Below are 15,162 nucleotides of genomic sequence, written 5' to 3'. Positions count from 1 at the left end.
GCATGGCCAGGAGTACCACCAAGTCCGAGCGCGCGTCCGGGAGCGCGCCGTCCCGCCCCTCGCGGCGGGCGGCTCCCCAAGCCTCGCCTGCGCCCAAGAAGCCGGCAGCGAAGAAGCCCGTCCCCAAGAAGTACATCGACGAACTCGACAAGCCGCCGGTGGCGGTCCGGGCGTGGACAGGGCTCGCACACGGTGTCGGAGGGCTCTTCCGCGCCTTCGGCCCGGAGACGCTGGAGAAGGACGACCGTCGCGACGGGTTCCCGTTCCTCCTGGTCCTGCTGGCGGTCCTCGGCGCGGTGAACGAGTGGTTCTTCATCGGCAACGAGGTCGCCGCCAATGTCAGCGCCTATTCGGTCGGTGGACTGGTCGGCCGCATCGCGTTCGTCATGCCCGTACTGCTGCTCTTCCTCGCCGGATGGCTCTTCCGTCACCCGTCCTCGGTCCATGACAACGGCCGCATCGGCATCGGTTTCGGCCTCTTCGTGCTCGCACTCGCAGGTATCAGCCACGTCGCCGCCGGCGCTCCGGACGGCGCGGGAACCGCCGCGCGCGCGCACCCGAACATGGGAATGGCCGCCATCAGCGAGGCGGGAGGGGTCTTCGGCTGGCTGGTGGGTGAACCGCTCGCGCTGGTGCATCCCGCCGTGGCCTACGTCGTGCTCGGCCTCGTCATCGCGTTGAGCATCCTCATCCTCACCAAGACGCCGCCCAACCGGATCGGTCGGCGGCTCGGCGATCTGTACGCCTGGATGTTCGACGCGGAGCGTCCTCAGCCCGCGGCGGAGCAGCCCGAGATCGACGATGCCGACAAGACCGACGACGAGAACGTCCTGCCCTGGTGGCGGCGAAACAAGAGTGGCCGCGAGGAGGACCCCGATGAGGGCACCCTCGGCTCCGACGACATCACGGCCCTCCTCTCGACCGCGGAGGCGACCCCTGCGTACGACCAGGCCGTCGTCGTCGAGAACCCCTACGATTCCGCCACCGAGGTTCTGTCCGACGTGCGCTCCGTGGCCGATTCCCTCGCTGAGCAGCAGACGACGGCGCTCCTCGACGACGACTCCGACACCGGTGAGGTGCCCGAGCTCCCGGGCCTCGACGGTTTCGGGACCGAGGGGCCGGGGGATCGCGGCCCCCAGGCACCCGTCGCGCCGTACATCCTCCCCTCGCCGGGGCTCCTGGTCGAGGGCCCGCCCCCCGTCATGCGCTCCGAGGCGACCGATAAGGTCATCGAGCAGATCACCAGTGTGCTCACGCAGTTCAAAGTCGATGCGAAGGTCACCGGCTTCTCGCGCGGACCGACGGTGACGCAGTACGAGGTCGAGGTGGGTCACGGCGTCAAGGTCGAGAAGATCCTGCAGCTGAGCAACAACTTCGCGTATGCCGTGGCCTCGAACGACGTGCGCATCCTCTCGCCGATCCCGGGCAAGAGCGCGATCGGTATCGAGATCCCGAACGCCGACAAGGAGATGGTCGCCCTCGGCGACGTGCTCCGCTCCCCGGCGGCCCAGAAGAGCACGCACCCGATGACGATCGGCGTGGGCAAGGATGTCGGCGGCAACATCGTCATCGCGAACCTGGCGAAGATGCCTCACCTCCTGGTCGCCGGTTCCACCGGTTCCGGAAAGTCCAGCTTCGTGAACTCGATGATCACGAGTCTGCTGATGCGCGCGCGCCCGGCCGACGTGCGAATGGTGCTGATCGACCCGAAGCGCGTCGAGCTCACCAGCTACGCGGGCGTGCCGCACCTGATCACTCCGATCATCACCAACCCGAAGAAGGCGGCCGAGGCGCTGCAGTGGGTCGTCAAAGAGATGGACATGCGGTACGACGACCTCGCGTCGTTCGGATTCCGCCACATCGACGACTTCAACCGCGCGGTGCGAGCCGGCGAGGTCGAGTTGCCGGCCGGCAGCGAGCGAGTGCTCAAGCCGTATCCCTATCTCCTCGTCGTGGTCGACGAGCTCGCCGACCTCATGATGGTCGCCCCGCGCGACGTCGAGGACTCGATCGTGCGCATCACCCAGCTCGCCCGCGCATCCGGCATCCACCTGGTGCTCGCGACCCAGCGCCCGAGCGTCGACGTCGTGACAGGTCTGATCAAGGCCAACGTGCCATCCCGTCTCGCGTTCGCCGTGACGAGCGTCACCGACAGCCGCGTGATCCTCGACAGCCCCGGTGCCGACAAGCTCATCGGTCAGGGCGACGCGCTGTTCTCGCCGATGGGTTCCTCGAAGCCGTTCCGTCTGCAGGGCGCCTGGGTCGACGAGAAGGAGATCGACGCGGTCGTCAAGCACGTGACGCGTCAGGCTCGACCCGAGTACCGCAACGATGTCCAAGAGGCACTGGAGCCGCGTAAGAAGGACGTCGACGAAGACATCGGCGACGATCTCGAGTTGCTGTTGGCTGCCGCCGAGCTGGTCGTCTCCTCTCAGTTCGGCTCCACCTCGATGCTGCAGCGCAAGCTCCGCGTCGGCTTCGCCAAGGCCGGACGCCTGATGGATCTCCTCGAGTCGCGGGAGATCGTCGGCCCGTCCGAGGGTTCCAAGGCTCGCGACGTGCTCGTCACGGCGGAGCAGCTCGGGGGAGTGATGGCGAAGCTCCGTGGTGAGGATGTTCCCGCGGCGCCCAGCGCGGCGCCGGCCGCTCCTGCGACGGCGGCGATGGCCTCCGATCCTCTCGAAGCGCAGTTCGAGGGTCTTCCCGTGGTCGAGGCAGAGGGCGATGAAGACGCCTGGGGCCTGACGGGACGCGACTGATGGCGATTCCTCGGCAGCTGCCCAACGCGATCACGATCGCGCGCATCCCGCTCGCAGTGGTGTTCTTCGTGCTGCTCCTGCTCGGAGGAACCTATGGGGTTCCCGATCTCGGTCTGCGCTGGACTGCGGCGATCCTGTTCATCCTCGCCATCTCGACCGACTGGGTCGACGGCTACCTCGCCCGCCGCTACGACATCGTCAGTGATTTCGGCAAGCTCTGGGACCCGATCGCCGACAAGCTGCTGACGGGGGCGGGCTTCATCGGGCTCGCCGTCCTCGGCGAGGTCTCCTGGTGGATCGTCGCGATCATCCTCGTCCGCGAGTTGGGGATCACGATCCACCGGCTCATGATCGTCAACGAGCACGTCGTCGCTGCGGCATGGATGGGCAAGGTCAAGACCGCTGCGCAAGGGGTCGCCCTCGCATGGGCGCTGATGCCGTTGCACGTGCTGATCGGCATTCCCGCGTGGACCCTGATCACCTTCGTGCTCATGCTCGTGGTGCTGGTGCTGACCATCTGGAGCGGGATCGACTACGTCGTCGCGCAGGTGCGCGGGGCGCGTCGGAGTCGATGACCGACCTCGCGGCAGCCGTGATCGAGACGCTCGCGCGCCGCGGCTGGACACTGGGCGTAGCGGAGTCGCTCACGGGCGGAGCGGTGATCGCCGAGCTCGTGAGCGTGCCCGGAGCATCTTCCGTGGTGCTCGGAGGAGTGGTCGCCTACGCGACGCCGATCAAGCACACGCTGCTCGGGGTGGATGAATCGCTTCTCGGCCGTGAGGGCCCGGTGCATCCGGAGGTTGCGCGGCAGATGGCACGGGGCGTCCGGCGCGCCGTGGGGGTGGACGGCGTCGACGCCTCGGTCGGCGTCGCGACCACGGGCATCGCCGGTCCCGTCTCGCCCGATGGGCAGCCGGTCGGCACCGTGCACATCGCCGTCGCCACACCCGAGCGCGTCGAGGCGGGATCGTTCCTCTTCCCCGGCGACCGGAATCGGATCCGCTCTGCGTCCGTACGAGCCGCCCTCGAGATGCTCCGAGAAATGTCCCGGGAATAGTCGCCGTCGCGACGAGGTTATTGATTTCGTGCTCACACTCAAACCACAGAGTGCAGTTGTAGATTTTATGAAGGTCGGCGAGGTTATACTGGCCATCACTTCGGGGGAGACTCCGAGACACCGATTGGGGAGGAGGTTCCGATGATTCTTGTACGACAGGAAATCGGCGATGTGCTGAGGGACTTCCGTCTGCAGAAGGGGCGCACCCTTCGGCAGGTCGCGAGCAAGGCTTCCGTGGCGCTCGGCTATCTGAGCGAAGTAGAGCGCGGTCAGAAGGAGGCGTCGAGCGAGATCCTCGCCTCTGTCGCCGATGCGCTCGACGTCCCCATCTCGACCATCATGCGCGAGGTCGGAGATCGCATCTCCGTGCTCGAGGGCATCCAGGTGTTCCCCGATGTCGTTCCCGACGATCTGGTCGCCTCGATCGAGCCCGAGCTCTCGCTCCACTGATCCGACGCGCCCCGTCGTTGCTTCATGCGTCGAAGTGAATTCCTGCGTGCCGTCGAGGACGAGTTCCCCGGACGCACGTCTTCGGTGTTGAACGATCTGGTGCTCACGCCGCTCGCCGGTCGCACCGCGAAAGAGGCGCTGGCCGCGGGGATTCCCCCGCGGGAGATCTGGTTCGCGCTCTGCGACGAGATGGAAGTGCCCGATAACAGACGGTACGGTGCGGGCAGGCTTGAGCCGCGCAGGCGCTGAGTTCGCGCATGCGTTCGATCGATATCGCGACGAGATGGCAGGATCCGGCGTGTCGTCGAATATTCGTTCGAAGCGGGCGTAGTCTTCTGCACAGTGGTTCAGACGTTAGTGTTCTCCACTGTTCGCGCGACTCGACGACGCAATGTCGGAGGCTCCTCGTACGGTGAAGACATGGCCACCGAGCCATACGCCTTGTCGGAGAGTTGCTTCCAGCCGGAAGTGCCGCGACAGCCTACAGGCGGCACCACGCGAAGCAGAAGGAGCACGACATGCCATCTCCCGCCGACCGCGAGAAGTCCCTCGAGACCGCACTCGCCCAGATCGACCGTCAGTTCGGAAAGGGCTCGGTCATGCGGCTGGGCAGCGACGAGCGCGCACCCGTCGCCGTCATCCCCACCGGCTCCATCGCCCTCGACGTCGCTCTCGGCGTCGGAGGCCTCCCGCGTGGCCGCATCGTCGAGATCTACGGCCCGGAGTCCTCGGGTAAAACCACGCTGACGCTGCATGCGATCGCCAACGCTCAGCGCGCGGGCGGTATCGCGGCGTTCATCGATGCCGAGCACGCGCTCGACCCTGATTACGCCGCCAAGCTCGGCGTCGACATCGACGCCCTGCTCGTCTCGCAGCCCGACACGGGTGAGCAGGCGCTCGAGATCGCCGACATGCTCGTGCGCTCCGGTGCCATCGATCTGATCGTCATCGACTCCGTGGCGGCGCTCGTGCCCCGCGCCGAGATCGAAGGTGAGATGGGTGACTCGCACGTGGGTCTGCAGGCTCGACTGATGTCGCAGGCTCTCCGCAAGCTCACCGGTGGCCTGAACCAGACCAACACCACGATGATCTTCATCAACCAGCTGCGCGAGAAGATCGGTGTGTTCTTCGGCTCTCCCGAAACGACCGCCGGTGGTAAGGCGCTCAAGTTCTATGCATCGGTTCGCCTCGACATCCGTCGTATCGAGACCCTGAAAGACGGCACCGACGCAGTGGGTAACCGCACCCGCGTGAAGGTCGTCAAGAACAAGATGGCCCCGCCCTTCAAGCAGGCGGAGTTCGACATCCTCTACGGAGTGGGCATCTCGCGCGAGGGCAGTCTGATCGACTTCGGTGTCGAGCACGGAATCGTCAAGAAGTCGGGCTCGTGGTACACCTACGACGGCGATCAGCTGGGCCAGGGCAAGGAGAACGCCCGCACGTTCTTGCTGAACAACACCGACGTGGCACTCGCCATCGAGACCCAGATCCTGCAGAAGCTCGGCATCGGTGGTGCATCCGTTCCCGCGGCTCCGGCAGATGAGCTCGCCGAGCGTCGCCCGGCCTGATCATGAACGGTGAGAACGGGGGCGGTCCGCGTCAGGACACCGGGCGGGTCGCCCCCGTCATCCCTCTTTTCGGAGCCCGAAGCGTCACCCCTCCCGGAGCGAACGCAACGACTCGCGAGGGGGCTGCGGAGCCATCCGGAGGCTCAGGGCGCGCGTCTTCGGGAGCAAAGGCCCCGCGCCTGCGGGCCCTCTCGGACGCTCCCTCCTCCGCGTCTGCCGCGCCGACGACTTCCGCGTCCGCTCACGAATCCGCTTCCGTATCCTTCGTCGATGACCGGCGCGCCGGCGACGATGCACCCGACCTGCTCGAGGTCCGTAAAGCGGCCGAAGAGAGTCTGGTGCGCAAGCTCCGCACGCGATCGCTGTCGGTGTCCGAAGCACGGCAGGTCTTGCGTGGTCATGGACTCGATGCTCAACAGGTAGACGATGTCATCGACGATTTCCTCCGGCGCCGGTACCTCGACGATCAAGAGCTCGCGCAGATGCTCGTGGCCGCGGGGGTCGATCGCAAGGGGCAGGGGCGCGTCGCCATCTCCCGTTCGCTCGCGCAGCGTGGGATCCCGCGCGACGTGATCGCCGCGGCCCTCGACGAACTGCCGGACGACGATGCGGAACGCGCACTGGAGTTCGCTCGTACCAAGGCACGTTCGCTCAGCCGCCTTGATCACGAGACCGCCCTCCGGCGTCTGCTCGGACAGCTCGCTCGCCGCGGGTACGGCGGATCCGTTGCGACGAACGCGGCGAAGACGGCGTTGAACGAGGCATCATTCGGTGCGAAGAGCTCCGGAGTGCGCTTCGTCGAGTCGGACTGAGGCGTCAGCCCGGAGGTGCCGTCTCCCGCTCGTACAATGGAGAGATCATGACTACTCCGCGCAGTGAACCGACGATCATCACCTCGTCGTCGGCAGCCGTCGACGCCGACGGTCGTCAGAGATCCTACGAAGTGCGCACGTTCGGCTGCCAGATGAACGTGCACGATTCCGAGCGCCTCTCCGGCTCGCTCGAGAGTGCGGGCTACGTTCGCGCCGCGGCCGGTGACGAAGCCGATGTCGTCATCATCAACACCTGCGCGGTGCGCGACAACGCGGCCGGGAAGCTCTATGGAACGCTCGGCCAGCTCGCGGGCGTGAAGCGCCGCAAGGATGGAATGCAGATCGCGGTCGGCGGATGTCTCGCGCAGATGGACAAGCAGACCGTGCTCGACAAGGCTCCGTGGGTCGATGTCGTCTTCGGCACCCACAACATGGGGTCGCTGCCGCGTCTGCTCGAGCGGGCACGCCACAACGGCGATGCCGAGCTTGAGATCCTCGAGTCGCTCGAAGTGTTCCCCTCCACGCTCCCGACCAAGCGCGACGCCGCGCACAGCGGCTGGGTATCGATCTCCGTGGGCTGCAACAACACCTGCACCTTCTGCATCGTGCCGAGCCTGCGCGGCAAGGAGAAGGATCGGCGTCCCGGCGACATCCTCAACGAGATCCGTCTGCTCGTCGAGGACGGAGCGATCGAGGTCACCCTCCTCGGGCAGAACGTTAACTCCTACGGCGTCGAGTTCGGCGATCGTCAGGCGTTCAGCAAGCTGCTGCGTGCCGCGGGTGAGATCGAGGGACTCGAGCGCATCCGCTTCACGAGCCCGCATCCGGCGGCATTCACGGACGACGTGATCGATGCGATGGCCGAGACGCCCAACGTGATGCCCCAGTTGCACATGCCGTTGCAGTCCGGCAGTGACCGCATCCTCAAGGCCATGCGTCGTTCCTACCGCAGCGAGAAGTTCCTCGGCATCCTCGATCGTGTCCGCGATCGGATGCCCGACGCGGCCATCACGACCGATATCATCGTCGGCTTCCCCGGCGAGACCGACGAGGACTTCGAAGACACGATGCGCGTCGTGGAGCTCTCGCGCTTCTCCAGCGCCTTCACGTTCCAGTACTCGATCCGCGAGGGCACCCCCGCCGCGACGATGGAGGATCAGGTCCCCAAGGCCGTCGTGCAGGAGCGCTACGACCGCCTGCTCGCGCTGCAGGAGCGGATCTCGCTCGAAGAGAACCAGAAGCAGGTCGGTCGGTCGGTCGAGGTTCTCGTCTCGACGGGGGAGGGGAAGAAGGATGCCGAGACGCATCGGCTCACCGGACGCGCCCAGGACAACCGTCTCGTGCACTTCGAGGTCACGCCGGGCTCCGACCTTCCGCGGCCGGGCGATGTCGTCACCGTGACGATCACGCATGCCGCGCCGTTCCATCTTCTTGCCGACGACCCGACCGGTGCTCCGCTCCGGATCCGCCGCACGCGTGGAGGCGACGCCTGGGATCGCGCGCAGTCCGAGTCGTGCGCCGTCCCCACCCCGGCGGGCGATGGTGGCCCCCGTGCCGTGTCCCTCGGGCTGCCGACCCTGCGCGTCGGGGTGTGAACGACGCCCGTTCCGCGTCAGAGGCGGCGCCGCGCCTCTGGGCGGTGGTCGGAGCCACCGGTACGGGCAAGAGCGAACTTGCACTGAACATCGCCGAGGGGCTGCGGTCGCGCGGGAATCCGGCTGAGATCATCAACGTCGATGCGATGCAGTTGTACCGCGGTATGGACATCGGTACAGCCAAGCTCCCTCTCGATGAGCGACGCGGGATTCCGCATCATCTCTTCGACGTCCGCGAGGTCGACGAGGAGGCGGCGGTCGCGTGGTACCAGCCCGAGGCGAGGGCCGCCGTTCTCGACGTGCAGAGGCGCGGTGGCGATGCGATCCTCGTCGGCGGATCGGGGCTCTATGTCTCGAGCGTCGTCTTCGACTTCCGGTTCCCGCCCCGTGACGAGGCGGTCCGCGCGCGCCTGGAAGCGGAGCTCGCCGAGCACGGAGCTGATGCACTTCTCGCTCGGTTGCAGTCAGCGGACCCAGCCGCGGCGGCGCGGGTCGATCCGAAGAACTCCCGCCGCATCGTGCGAGCGCTGGAGGTGCTCGAACAGGGGGCCACCACGCACGGCGCCGCTCTGCCGACCTCGCCGACGCTCTGGCAGCAACGTACGCGCGTGATTGGTGTGCACGTCGAACGCCCCGCGCTCGTCGAACGGCTCGATGCCCGCGTGGAGCGGATGTGGGCCGAGGGCCTTCTCGAAGAGGTCGAGCGGCTTCGCTCTCGGGGACTCGAAAGAGGCATCACGGCCAGCCGCGCGATCGGTTATGCGCAGGCGCTGGGTCAACTGGACGGTCGCCTCAGCAAAGCGGAAGCCATCGCCGAGACCCAGGCTCTGACACGCCGTTACGCGCGCCGACAGGTGTCGTGGTTCAAGCGGTATCCCGCGATCGAGTGGGTCGAGCATCCGATCGATGTCGCGGCGCTGATCGCCGACTGACCGATGTCGGTGGTCGGTGCGACCATGGCCACATGGCGACCCACTTCTACACGGCCTCGAGCCTCGACGGCTTCATCGCGACGGCGGATCACTCTCTCGAGTGGCTTCTGAGCCAGGATTTCGACCAGCAAGGTCCGATGGCCTACCCGGCCTTCGTCGAGGGGATCGGTGCGCTCGCGATGGGTGCATCGACGTATGAGTGGCTGCTGCGCGCCCAGGGCGACGAACCCTGGCCGTATGCGCAGCCCACCTGGGTGTTCACGCATCGCGAGCTCGCGGTTCCCTCGCGGGCCGACGTCCGTTTCGTCCAGGGCGAGGTGCGCGACGTGCACGCTGCGATGCGGCTCGCGGCCGGCGGTGATGACATCTGGGTCGTGGGTGGTGGCGACCTCGCCGGCCAGTTCGCCGACGCCGGTGTGCTCGACGAGGTGTGGATCCAGTTCGCACCCGTGACGCTCGGAGCGGGTGCGCCCCTGTTTCCCCGCGCGCTGGAGTTCGAGCTGCTCGATGTGGCCCGTAACCGCGGCTTCCTCTGCGGTCACTATCGCGTGGTCCGGTAATACCCGCACTGGATAGGCTCGTTCGTCGGCGCGATCCTGGAGGCGTCGACGAAGGGAGCATCATCATGGACTGGAACGTGCGGGCATTCGAGCAGGCCGACACCGATGCGGTCGTCGAGCTGTGGACCGAGGCCGGACTCACCCGACCCTGGAACGATCCCCGCCGCGACATCGAACGCAAACTCCGCGTGCAACCGGAGCTGTTCCTCGTCGCGACGGCCCCGGAAAGCGCGACCGTCCTCGGCTCGGTGATGGCCGGATACGATGGCCATCGCGGATGGCTCTACTACCTCGCGACAGCGGCTTCTCATCGTGGTCGAGGCATCGCGCGCGAGCTGGTCGCCGAGGCGGAAAGGCTGCTTCTGGCTCTCGGCTGCCCGAAGGTGCAGCTCATGGTCCGTGAGGGCAACGAAGGGGTGCTGGGCTTCTACGATGCGCTCGGCTACGAACGATTCGCCGTGGCGAACACCGGCAAGCGGCTCATCGCTGACGCATAGCCGGGATCCCTAGACTGGGAGCATGGTCGCATTCACCAAGGGTCACGGCACCGGCAACGACTTCGTCATCATCGCCGACCCCGATGGTGCTCTCGATCTCACAGCCGATCAGGTCGCGGCACTCTGCGACCGCAACTTCGGCATCGGTGCCGACGGGGTCCTTCGCGTCGTCCGCTCCGCCGCGATCGCGGACGGAGCCGCATCCCTCGCCGAAGAGCCGGATGCCGAGTGGTTCATGGACTACCGCAACGCCGACGGTTCGATCGCCGAGATGTGCGGCAACGGCATCCGTGTCTTCGCGCACTACCTCCTGTGGGCGGGCCTCGCCGTCATCGATGCGGGATCGACTCTTCCGATCGGAACCCGAGCGGGGGTGCGCGACGTCACGCGCAGCGAGAACGGGTATCAGGTCGATCTCGGCCGCTGGCGTCTCGACGGAGACGATCCGCTGGTGACCGCCAGCGGACTCGCCGTCACCCGACCGGGCCTGGGGATCGACGTCGGGAATCCACACGTCGTCGTCGCGGTCGCGAGCGAGGCGGAACTGGCCTCTCTCGACCTTCACCGGCCTCCGCTCCTCGATCCGCTCCCGCCTGCCGGCGCCAACGTCGAGTTCGTCGTGCCGGGCGAACCCCTGGTTCGCGACGGCATCGGACATGTGCGCATGCGCGTGTTCGAGCGTGGTGTGGGGGAGACCCTCAGCTGCGGAACGGGTGTGGCCGCCACGGCTCTCGCCGTGCGTCACTGGGCGGGGGAGCAGGCGCCGGACAACTGGCGCGTCGAGGTTCCCGGCGGGACGCTCGGAGTGCGGATGTTCGCCGCCGAGGACGGTGAGCACGTCGCTCTCGCCGGGCCGGCCCAGCTCGCTTTCCATGGCGAGATCGAACTCGCCTGAGCGGCGGCGCTCGCTCACGGGTCGGCGAACGGCCGATTGCGCCTCAGGCGATCGCGATGGGCTCGGTCGGGGGCGTTCCGTGCTTGCGCACTTTGAGCACCCGGTAGCCCTTGCTGGTCGCGGTCCGATAAACCGTGAACCCGGGATGGAACGTCGAACCGATCCAGCGCTGTAGTGAGTCGGCGCCGAGGTTGCGCTGGACGACCAGCCAGGCGTCGCTACGCTCGTCGAGCCGCGGCACCCACTTCTCGAGCAGATCGTGCAGAACGTTCTTGCCCACGCGGATCGGCGGGTTCGAGCGGATCGTCCGGAAGGTCACATCGGCGGGAACATCCTCGGGCAACGACGCGTTGACATTGGTGAGCCCGAGGGATGCCGCATTGCGGCGGACGAGATCGAGGGCACGCTCGTTGACGTCGACCGCCCAGACCTTCGCATGGGGCGCCGCGAGTGCCATCGACAGCGTGATGGGACCCCAGCCGCTGCCGAGGTCGAGAAGATTGCCCCCCGGAGGAACGGGAGGCATGTTGGCGAGAAGCACTGACGTACCGGCGTCCAGACGATCCGGGCTGAAGACACCGCCGGCGGTGGTGAGTTCGAGCTCGCGGCCTGCGAGCGTCACACGGATCGTTCGCAGGTTCTCAGGACTGGCCGGGGCCGCAGTGAAGTAGTGATCGGACCCCATACGGTGAGCGTACCGGAGAGCGCGGGCTAAGGTTAAGGCTCGAACGAAAGCAAGAGATCAGGGACGGATGACGGAAACCACCACACAGCACGAAGACGGCGACGCACTCGACCGCGTGCTCGCTCACGCCGAGAATCGCTCGGAGGTCCGCGTGTTCGGAGCAGCACAGGCGCTGCAGGACCGGTCGACGGCGGCGCATGCCGCATCGGACGGTGACCAGTGGGACCTGGAGGATCGCCATGCTCTTCGTCGCGTCGGCGGCCTCTCCACCGAGCTCGAAGACGTCACAGAGGTCGAGTACCGGCAGCTCCGACTCGAGAACGTCGTGCTCGTCGGTGTCTACCCGCAGGGCGCGCAGACCGACGCCGAGAACTCCCTCCGCGAGCTCGCAGCCCTTGCCGAAACCGCGGGCGCCGTCGTGCTCGACGGTGTGCTGCAGCGTCGCCCCCACCCCGACGCCGCCACCTACCTCGGCCGCGGAAAGGCCCAGGAGCTCAAGGACATCGTCGCCGCTGTCGGTGCGGACACGGTCATCGCCGACACGGAGCTGGCGCCCAGCCAGCGCCGTGCGCTCGAGGACGTCGTCAAGGTCAAGGTCATCGACCGGACGACCGTGATCCTCGACATCTTCAGCCAGCACGCCAAGAGTCGTGAGGGCAAGGCGCAGGTCGAACTCGCCCAGCTCGAGTACCTTCTCCCGCGTCTGCGCGGCTGGGGCGATTCCATGAGCCGTCAGGCGGGCGGACAGGTCGGTGCCGGCGGCGCCGGAATGGGCTCGCGCGGCCCGGGCGAGACGAAGATCGAGCTCGACCGCCGACGCATCCGCACGAAGATGGCGCTTCTGCGTCGTCAGATCCGCGACTTCGGTCCGGCTCGCGAGGCGAAGCGGGCGGAGCGCAAGCGCAACACGATCCCCTCCGTCGCGATCGCCGGCTACACGAACGCCGGCAAGTCGAGTCTGCTCAACGCGCTGACAAGTGCGGGAGTGCTGGTCGAGAACGCGCTGTTCGCGACGCTGGACGCGACCGTCCGCCGCTCCGAGACCGCTGACGGACGCGTGTTCACGCTGACCGACACCGTCGGGTTCGTCCGCAACCTGCCGCATCAGCTCGTCGAGGCTTTCCGGTCGACGCTCGAGGAGGTCGGCGACGCCGACGTCGTGCTTCACGTCGTCGACGCTTCGCACCCCGATCCTGCCGGCCAACTGCAGACCGTTCGTGATGTGATGGGCGACGTCGGTGTGCGGGACATGCCCGAGCTCGTCGTCTTCAACAAGGCGGACCTGATCGATGACGACGAGAGACTCGTGCTGCGCGGTCTCGAGCCGAAGGCCCACTTCGTGTCGTCGCGCTCGGGGGAGGGTATCGCCGAGCTTCGTGCCGCGATCGAGGAGGCACTCCCGAAGCCGGCGGTCGAGGTGCATGCGGTCGTTCCGTACGACCGGGGCGACCTGGTCGCCGCGATCCACGAAACCGGCATGCTTCTCGCCGTCGACCATCGTGAAGACGGAACCGCGGTGCACGCCCGGGTGTCGGAGCGTCTCGCCGCCGATCTCGCACCATACGCGAGCTGAGACCGTCCGCAGCGGTCAGGAGGCGATGAAACGCCCCTCGACGGTGGCGGAGACGACGATCTCCTCCGGCTCGTACTCCATTCCAGGAGAGGCGTCGGCCATTGCGAAGGCCGCGCCACGCGCTTTCAGCATGGGGGCCGCGGGCTGCGCCTCACGGTTCGAGATGAGTCCGACGTCGGCGATCTCGACGGGGGAGACCGAGTCGCGCCCGAGGGCGCCGGCGTAGGCCTCGGCACGGGTGACGGCGACCCCGACGGCCGCGGCGGCGACCTCGCGCTCGATGCGAGCGCGCGTCTCGGGGGTGAGGTGCCAGTTCACCCAGCCGACCTCGACGCCCTCCCAGGCCGAGATGTCGGACACCCAGATCGACAACTCGGATGCTTCGGTGAACGTCGCCGTGAAGTCGATGCTCGCGTAGTACACCGGGGCGAGTCGCTTGCCCTCGTTGTTCCACGGCCTCTCGGCGCGCACCGAAAGGCGCTTGCTCGACCAGTCGACGACGGTGTGGGCGTCACTGCGGTCGGTGATGCTCACCCGCAGCGGCTCGGCGAGACGCATGACGGTGTCGACGACAGCCGCCCGCTCGGGGCCCTCGGCGCGGACGGTGACGCGGATGGTGGCGCGCTCCGGCGCGACGCGCGCCTCGTGCTCGCCGCGGACGGTGACGGTGACATCGCTCATGGGGCCGACTCTACGCCAGGCACCCGACGCGCGGATGAACGCCCGCACTCACCGGCGGGAATGGCAGGAGGGAAGGATCCGTTGTATCCTGTGAAGCCGGATGCGACAGCATCCGGAGGAAAATTCCATAGTGCGACAGCGGCTCCTTCGAGAGAAGGACCACGGGGCTGATCGGTTTCGACAGCGCCTGTGAATCCACGAGAAGCGGGCCGAGGATGCAGAGTTATCTCGTAAACGCTCTCTGCAAAAAAATAGTTGCCGAAACCAAGCGCAACGACTTCGCCCTCGCTGCATAAGCGAGCCCGATAGTCCGTCAGGCCGTATGTGATTCCGATACGGATCCTGGCGTCATCTAGGAATCTTGCTGTGCGACGGCGTCTGGACGTCGCATGGGACTCTTCCCAGGCTGGGCTCGTCGACTTAGGTGTCTGTGACAAAGGTCGGAGCCGAGCAGAACGTCTTCACAGACTGCGCCCGGAGAAGGCGTGGAGACTCAGCGTTGGACGGGGGTTCGATTCCCCCCAGCTCCACCAGGTCGCTGTCGCAAGCAAAGAGGCCCGGCCCCGTGATCACGGGGCCGGGCCTCTTGCGTGCGGGTAGTGCGTCAACTCTCGGCGGGGTCCTCCGCGTCGACGGAGTCGTCGTCGCCTTCGCCAGGAGGCACCGTCGCCGGGTCGCCCTTGCCGTCCTGGGCTCCGAGGTTGTCGTTCTCCTCCGGGCCGGGGGACGGCTCGGTGCTGATGTCGTTGCGGTCGCTGTCTGCGGTCATGATCTCTCCTCGTCTGTGGGTCGGTGGATGCCTGGATAGCTGCTACAGCGGGATCGTGGGCTCCTGCGGGTTCGGCGCGAGCGGCTCGTCCGGGTGCGGGACGAGAGGTTCGTCCGGGGTCGGGGCCGTCGGCTCACCCGGTGTCGGGTCGAGGGGCTCCGGGCGCGTGGGCTGTTCGCCCGGCGCCAGGGGAGTGGAGAACGGATCGGACATGTCTGCTCCTTCCGCGGCGTGGTGGCGTCGCTGATATCCAGCGCACCACGACGGCCGGAAGATGTCGCCACCCTTGCGATTTTCCCGTCGATGTGGTGACGACGGCAGCCGCCGCG

Annotated in this window: 17 protein-coding genes and 1 other RNA gene; 14 read left to right on the top strand and 4 right to left on the bottom strand. The window is 67.2% G+C overall.

What is annotated here, in order from left to right:
* Positions 1-2 precede the first annotated feature (2 nt).
* From ACIPVN_RS03480 to dapF, 12 genes are all read left to right on the top strand, one after another.
* Positions 3-2,759 (top strand): DNA translocase FtsK, encoded by a 2,757-nt coding sequence (locus ACIPVN_RS03480; protein ID WP_400439494.1) that lies wholly within the window; start codon positions 3-5, stop codon positions 2,757-2,759.
* Complete coding sequence (gene pgsA, locus ACIPVN_RS03475) at positions 2,759-3,334, top strand: CDP-diacylglycerol--glycerol-3-phosphate 3-phosphatidyltransferase (protein WP_400439491.1); 576 nt, start codon at positions 2,759-2,761, stop codon at positions 3,332-3,334. Before ACIPVN_RS03480 ends, pgsA begins: the two co-directional genes overlap by 1 nt.
* Positions 3,331-3,816, top strand: a complete 486-nt coding sequence (locus ACIPVN_RS03470; RefSeq protein WP_400439488.1) for a CinA family protein — start codon at positions 3,331-3,333, stop codon at positions 3,814-3,816. The genes pgsA and ACIPVN_RS03470 overlap by 4 nt, the downstream gene beginning before the upstream one ends.
* A 141-nt stretch (positions 3,817-3,957) precedes the next feature.
* Positions 3,958-4,266: a helix-turn-helix domain-containing protein gene (locus ACIPVN_RS03465; protein WP_060925763.1), complete on the top strand. Its 309-nt coding sequence runs from the start codon at positions 3,958-3,960 to the stop codon at positions 4,264-4,266.
* A 24-nt stretch (positions 4,267-4,290) separates the two neighbouring features.
* Positions 4,291-4,515, top strand: coding sequence for a DUF3046 domain-containing protein (locus tag ACIPVN_RS03460; RefSeq protein ID WP_400439484.1), 225 nt, complete (start codon positions 4,291-4,293; stop codon positions 4,513-4,515).
* A 269-nt stretch (positions 4,516-4,784) separates the two neighbouring features.
* A complete protein-coding gene (gene recA / locus ACIPVN_RS03455) occupies positions 4,785-5,834 on the top strand; it encodes a recombinase RecA (protein WP_400439481.1) in 1,050 nt (349 codons plus the stop codon).
* 338 nt (positions 5,835-6,172) lie between these two features.
* Positions 6,173-6,646 carry a regulatory protein RecX gene (locus tag ACIPVN_RS03450; RefSeq protein ID WP_400439479.1) on the top strand — a complete coding sequence of 158 codons (474 nt, stop codon included), beginning with the start codon at positions 6,173-6,175 and terminating at the stop codon, positions 6,644-6,646.
* 47 nt (positions 6,647-6,693) lie between these two features.
* A complete protein-coding gene (miaB, locus tag ACIPVN_RS03445) occupies positions 6,694-8,241 on the top strand; it encodes a tRNA (N6-isopentenyl adenosine(37)-C2)-methylthiotransferase MiaB (protein ID WP_400439476.1) in 1,548 nt (515 codons plus the stop codon).
* Positions 8,238-9,173 (top strand): tRNA (adenosine(37)-N6)-dimethylallyltransferase MiaA, encoded by a 936-nt coding sequence (gene miaA / locus ACIPVN_RS03440; RefSeq protein ID WP_400439473.1) that lies wholly within the window; start codon positions 8,238-8,240, stop codon positions 9,171-9,173. The genes miaB and miaA overlap by 4 nt, the downstream gene beginning before the upstream one ends.
* A 32-nt stretch (positions 9,174-9,205) precedes the next feature.
* Positions 9,206-9,733, top strand: coding sequence for a dihydrofolate reductase family protein (locus ACIPVN_RS03435; protein ID WP_400439470.1), 528 nt, complete (start codon positions 9,206-9,208; stop codon positions 9,731-9,733).
* Between the two features lie 65 nt (positions 9,734-9,798).
* Positions 9,799-10,230 carry a GNAT family acetyltransferase gene (locus ACIPVN_RS03430; RefSeq protein ID WP_400439467.1) on the top strand — a complete coding sequence of 144 codons (432 nt, stop codon included), beginning with the start codon at positions 9,799-9,801 and terminating at the stop codon, positions 10,228-10,230.
* A 22-nt stretch (positions 10,231-10,252) separates the two neighbouring features.
* Positions 10,253-11,125, top strand: coding sequence for a diaminopimelate epimerase (gene dapF, locus ACIPVN_RS03425; protein WP_400439465.1), 873 nt, complete (start codon positions 10,253-10,255; stop codon positions 11,123-11,125).
* A gap of 43 nt (positions 11,126-11,168) precedes the next feature.
* On the opposite strand, the gene ACIPVN_RS03420 is transcribed toward dapF, so the two are convergent.
* Positions 11,169-11,810 (bottom strand): class I SAM-dependent methyltransferase, encoded by a 642-nt coding sequence (locus ACIPVN_RS03420; RefSeq protein WP_400439462.1) that lies wholly within the window; start codon positions 11,808-11,810, stop codon positions 11,169-11,171.
* A 67-nt stretch (positions 11,811-11,877) separates the two neighbouring features.
* On the opposite strand from ACIPVN_RS03420, the gene hflX reads away from it, so the two are divergent.
* Complete coding sequence (gene hflX / locus ACIPVN_RS03415) at positions 11,878-13,383, top strand: GTPase HflX (protein ID WP_400439460.1); 1,506 nt, start codon at positions 11,878-11,880, stop codon at positions 13,381-13,383.
* 15 nt (positions 13,384-13,398) lie between these two features.
* On the opposite strand, the gene ACIPVN_RS03410 is transcribed toward hflX, so the two are convergent.
* Positions 13,399-14,064: an SIMPL domain-containing protein gene (locus ACIPVN_RS03410; protein ID WP_400439458.1), complete on the bottom strand. Its 666-nt coding sequence runs from the start codon at positions 14,062-14,064 to the stop codon at positions 13,399-13,401.
* 163 nt (positions 14,065-14,227) lie between these two features.
* Between ACIPVN_RS03410 and ssrA the strand changes: the two genes are divergently transcribed.
* Positions 14,228-14,597: a transfer-messenger RNA gene (gene ssrA, locus ACIPVN_RS03405) on the top strand.
* Positions 14,598-14,668: 71 nt separating this feature from the next.
* On the opposite strand, the gene ACIPVN_RS03400 is transcribed toward ssrA, so the two are convergent.
* Complete coding sequence (locus ACIPVN_RS03400; protein ID WP_400439456.1) at positions 14,669-14,833, bottom strand: hypothetical protein; 165 nt, start codon at positions 14,831-14,833, stop codon at positions 14,669-14,671.
* A gap of 42 nt (positions 14,834-14,875) precedes the next feature.
* Positions 14,876-15,046: a hypothetical protein gene (locus tag ACIPVN_RS03395; protein ID WP_400439454.1), complete on the bottom strand. Its 171-nt coding sequence runs from the start codon at positions 15,044-15,046 to the stop codon at positions 14,876-14,878.
* Positions 15,047-15,162: the final 116 nt, after the last annotated feature.

It is taken from the genome of Microbacterium sp. NPDC090003 (assembly GCF_044748385.1).
Classification (GTDB): Bacteria; Actinomycetota; Actinomycetes; order Actinomycetales; family Microbacteriaceae; genus Microbacterium.
This window is presented reverse-complemented; position numbering and strand designations above follow the sequence as displayed.

Excerpts from the sequence above, each read along its gene's own strand:
- ACIPVN_RS03480 (WP_400439494.1), top strand. The coding sequence starts at position 3 with ATGGCCAGGAGTACCACCAAGTCCGAGCGCGCGTCCGGGAGCGCGCCG.
- pgsA (WP_400439491.1), top strand. The coding sequence starts at position 2,759 with ATGGCGATTCCTCGGCAGCTGCCCAACGCGATCACGATCGCGCGCATC.
- ACIPVN_RS03470 (WP_400439488.1), top strand. The coding sequence starts at position 3,331 with ATGACCGACCTCGCGGCAGCCGTGATCGAGACGCTCGCGCGCCGCGGC.
- ACIPVN_RS03465 (WP_060925763.1), top strand. The coding sequence starts at position 3,958 with ATGATTCTTGTACGACAGGAAATCGGCGATGTGCTGAGGGACTTCCGT.
- ACIPVN_RS03460 (WP_400439484.1), top strand. The coding sequence starts at position 4,291 with ATGCGTCGAAGTGAATTCCTGCGTGCCGTCGAGGACGAGTTCCCCGGA.
- recA (WP_400439481.1), top strand. The coding sequence starts at position 4,785 with ATGCCATCTCCCGCCGACCGCGAGAAGTCCCTCGAGACCGCACTCGCC.
- miaB (WP_400439476.1), top strand. The coding sequence starts at position 6,694 with ATGACTACTCCGCGCAGTGAACCGACGATCATCACCTCGTCGTCGGCA.
- ACIPVN_RS03435 (WP_400439470.1), top strand. The coding sequence starts at position 9,206 with ATGGCGACCCACTTCTACACGGCCTCGAGCCTCGACGGCTTCATCGCG.
- ACIPVN_RS03430 (WP_400439467.1), top strand. The coding sequence starts at position 9,799 with ATGGACTGGAACGTGCGGGCATTCGAGCAGGCCGACACCGATGCGGTC.
- dapF (WP_400439465.1), top strand. The coding sequence starts at position 10,253 with ATGGTCGCATTCACCAAGGGTCACGGCACCGGCAACGACTTCGTCATC.
- ACIPVN_RS03420 (WP_400439462.1), bottom strand. The coding sequence starts at position 11,810 with ATGGGGTCCGATCACTACTTCACTGCGGCCCCGGCCAGTCCTGAGAAC.
- hflX (WP_400439460.1), top strand. The coding sequence starts at position 11,878 with ATGACGGAAACCACCACACAGCACGAAGACGGCGACGCACTCGACCGC.
- ACIPVN_RS03410 (WP_400439458.1), bottom strand. The coding sequence starts at position 14,064 with ATGAGCGATGTCACCGTCACCGTCCGCGGCGAGCACGAGGCGCGCGTC.
- ACIPVN_RS03400 (WP_400439456.1), bottom strand. The coding sequence starts at position 14,833 with ATGACCGCAGACAGCGACCGCAACGACATCAGCACCGAGCCGTCCCCC.
- ACIPVN_RS03395 (WP_400439454.1), bottom strand. The coding sequence starts at position 15,046 with ATGTCCGATCCGTTCTCCACTCCCCTGGCGCCGGGCGAACAGCCCACG.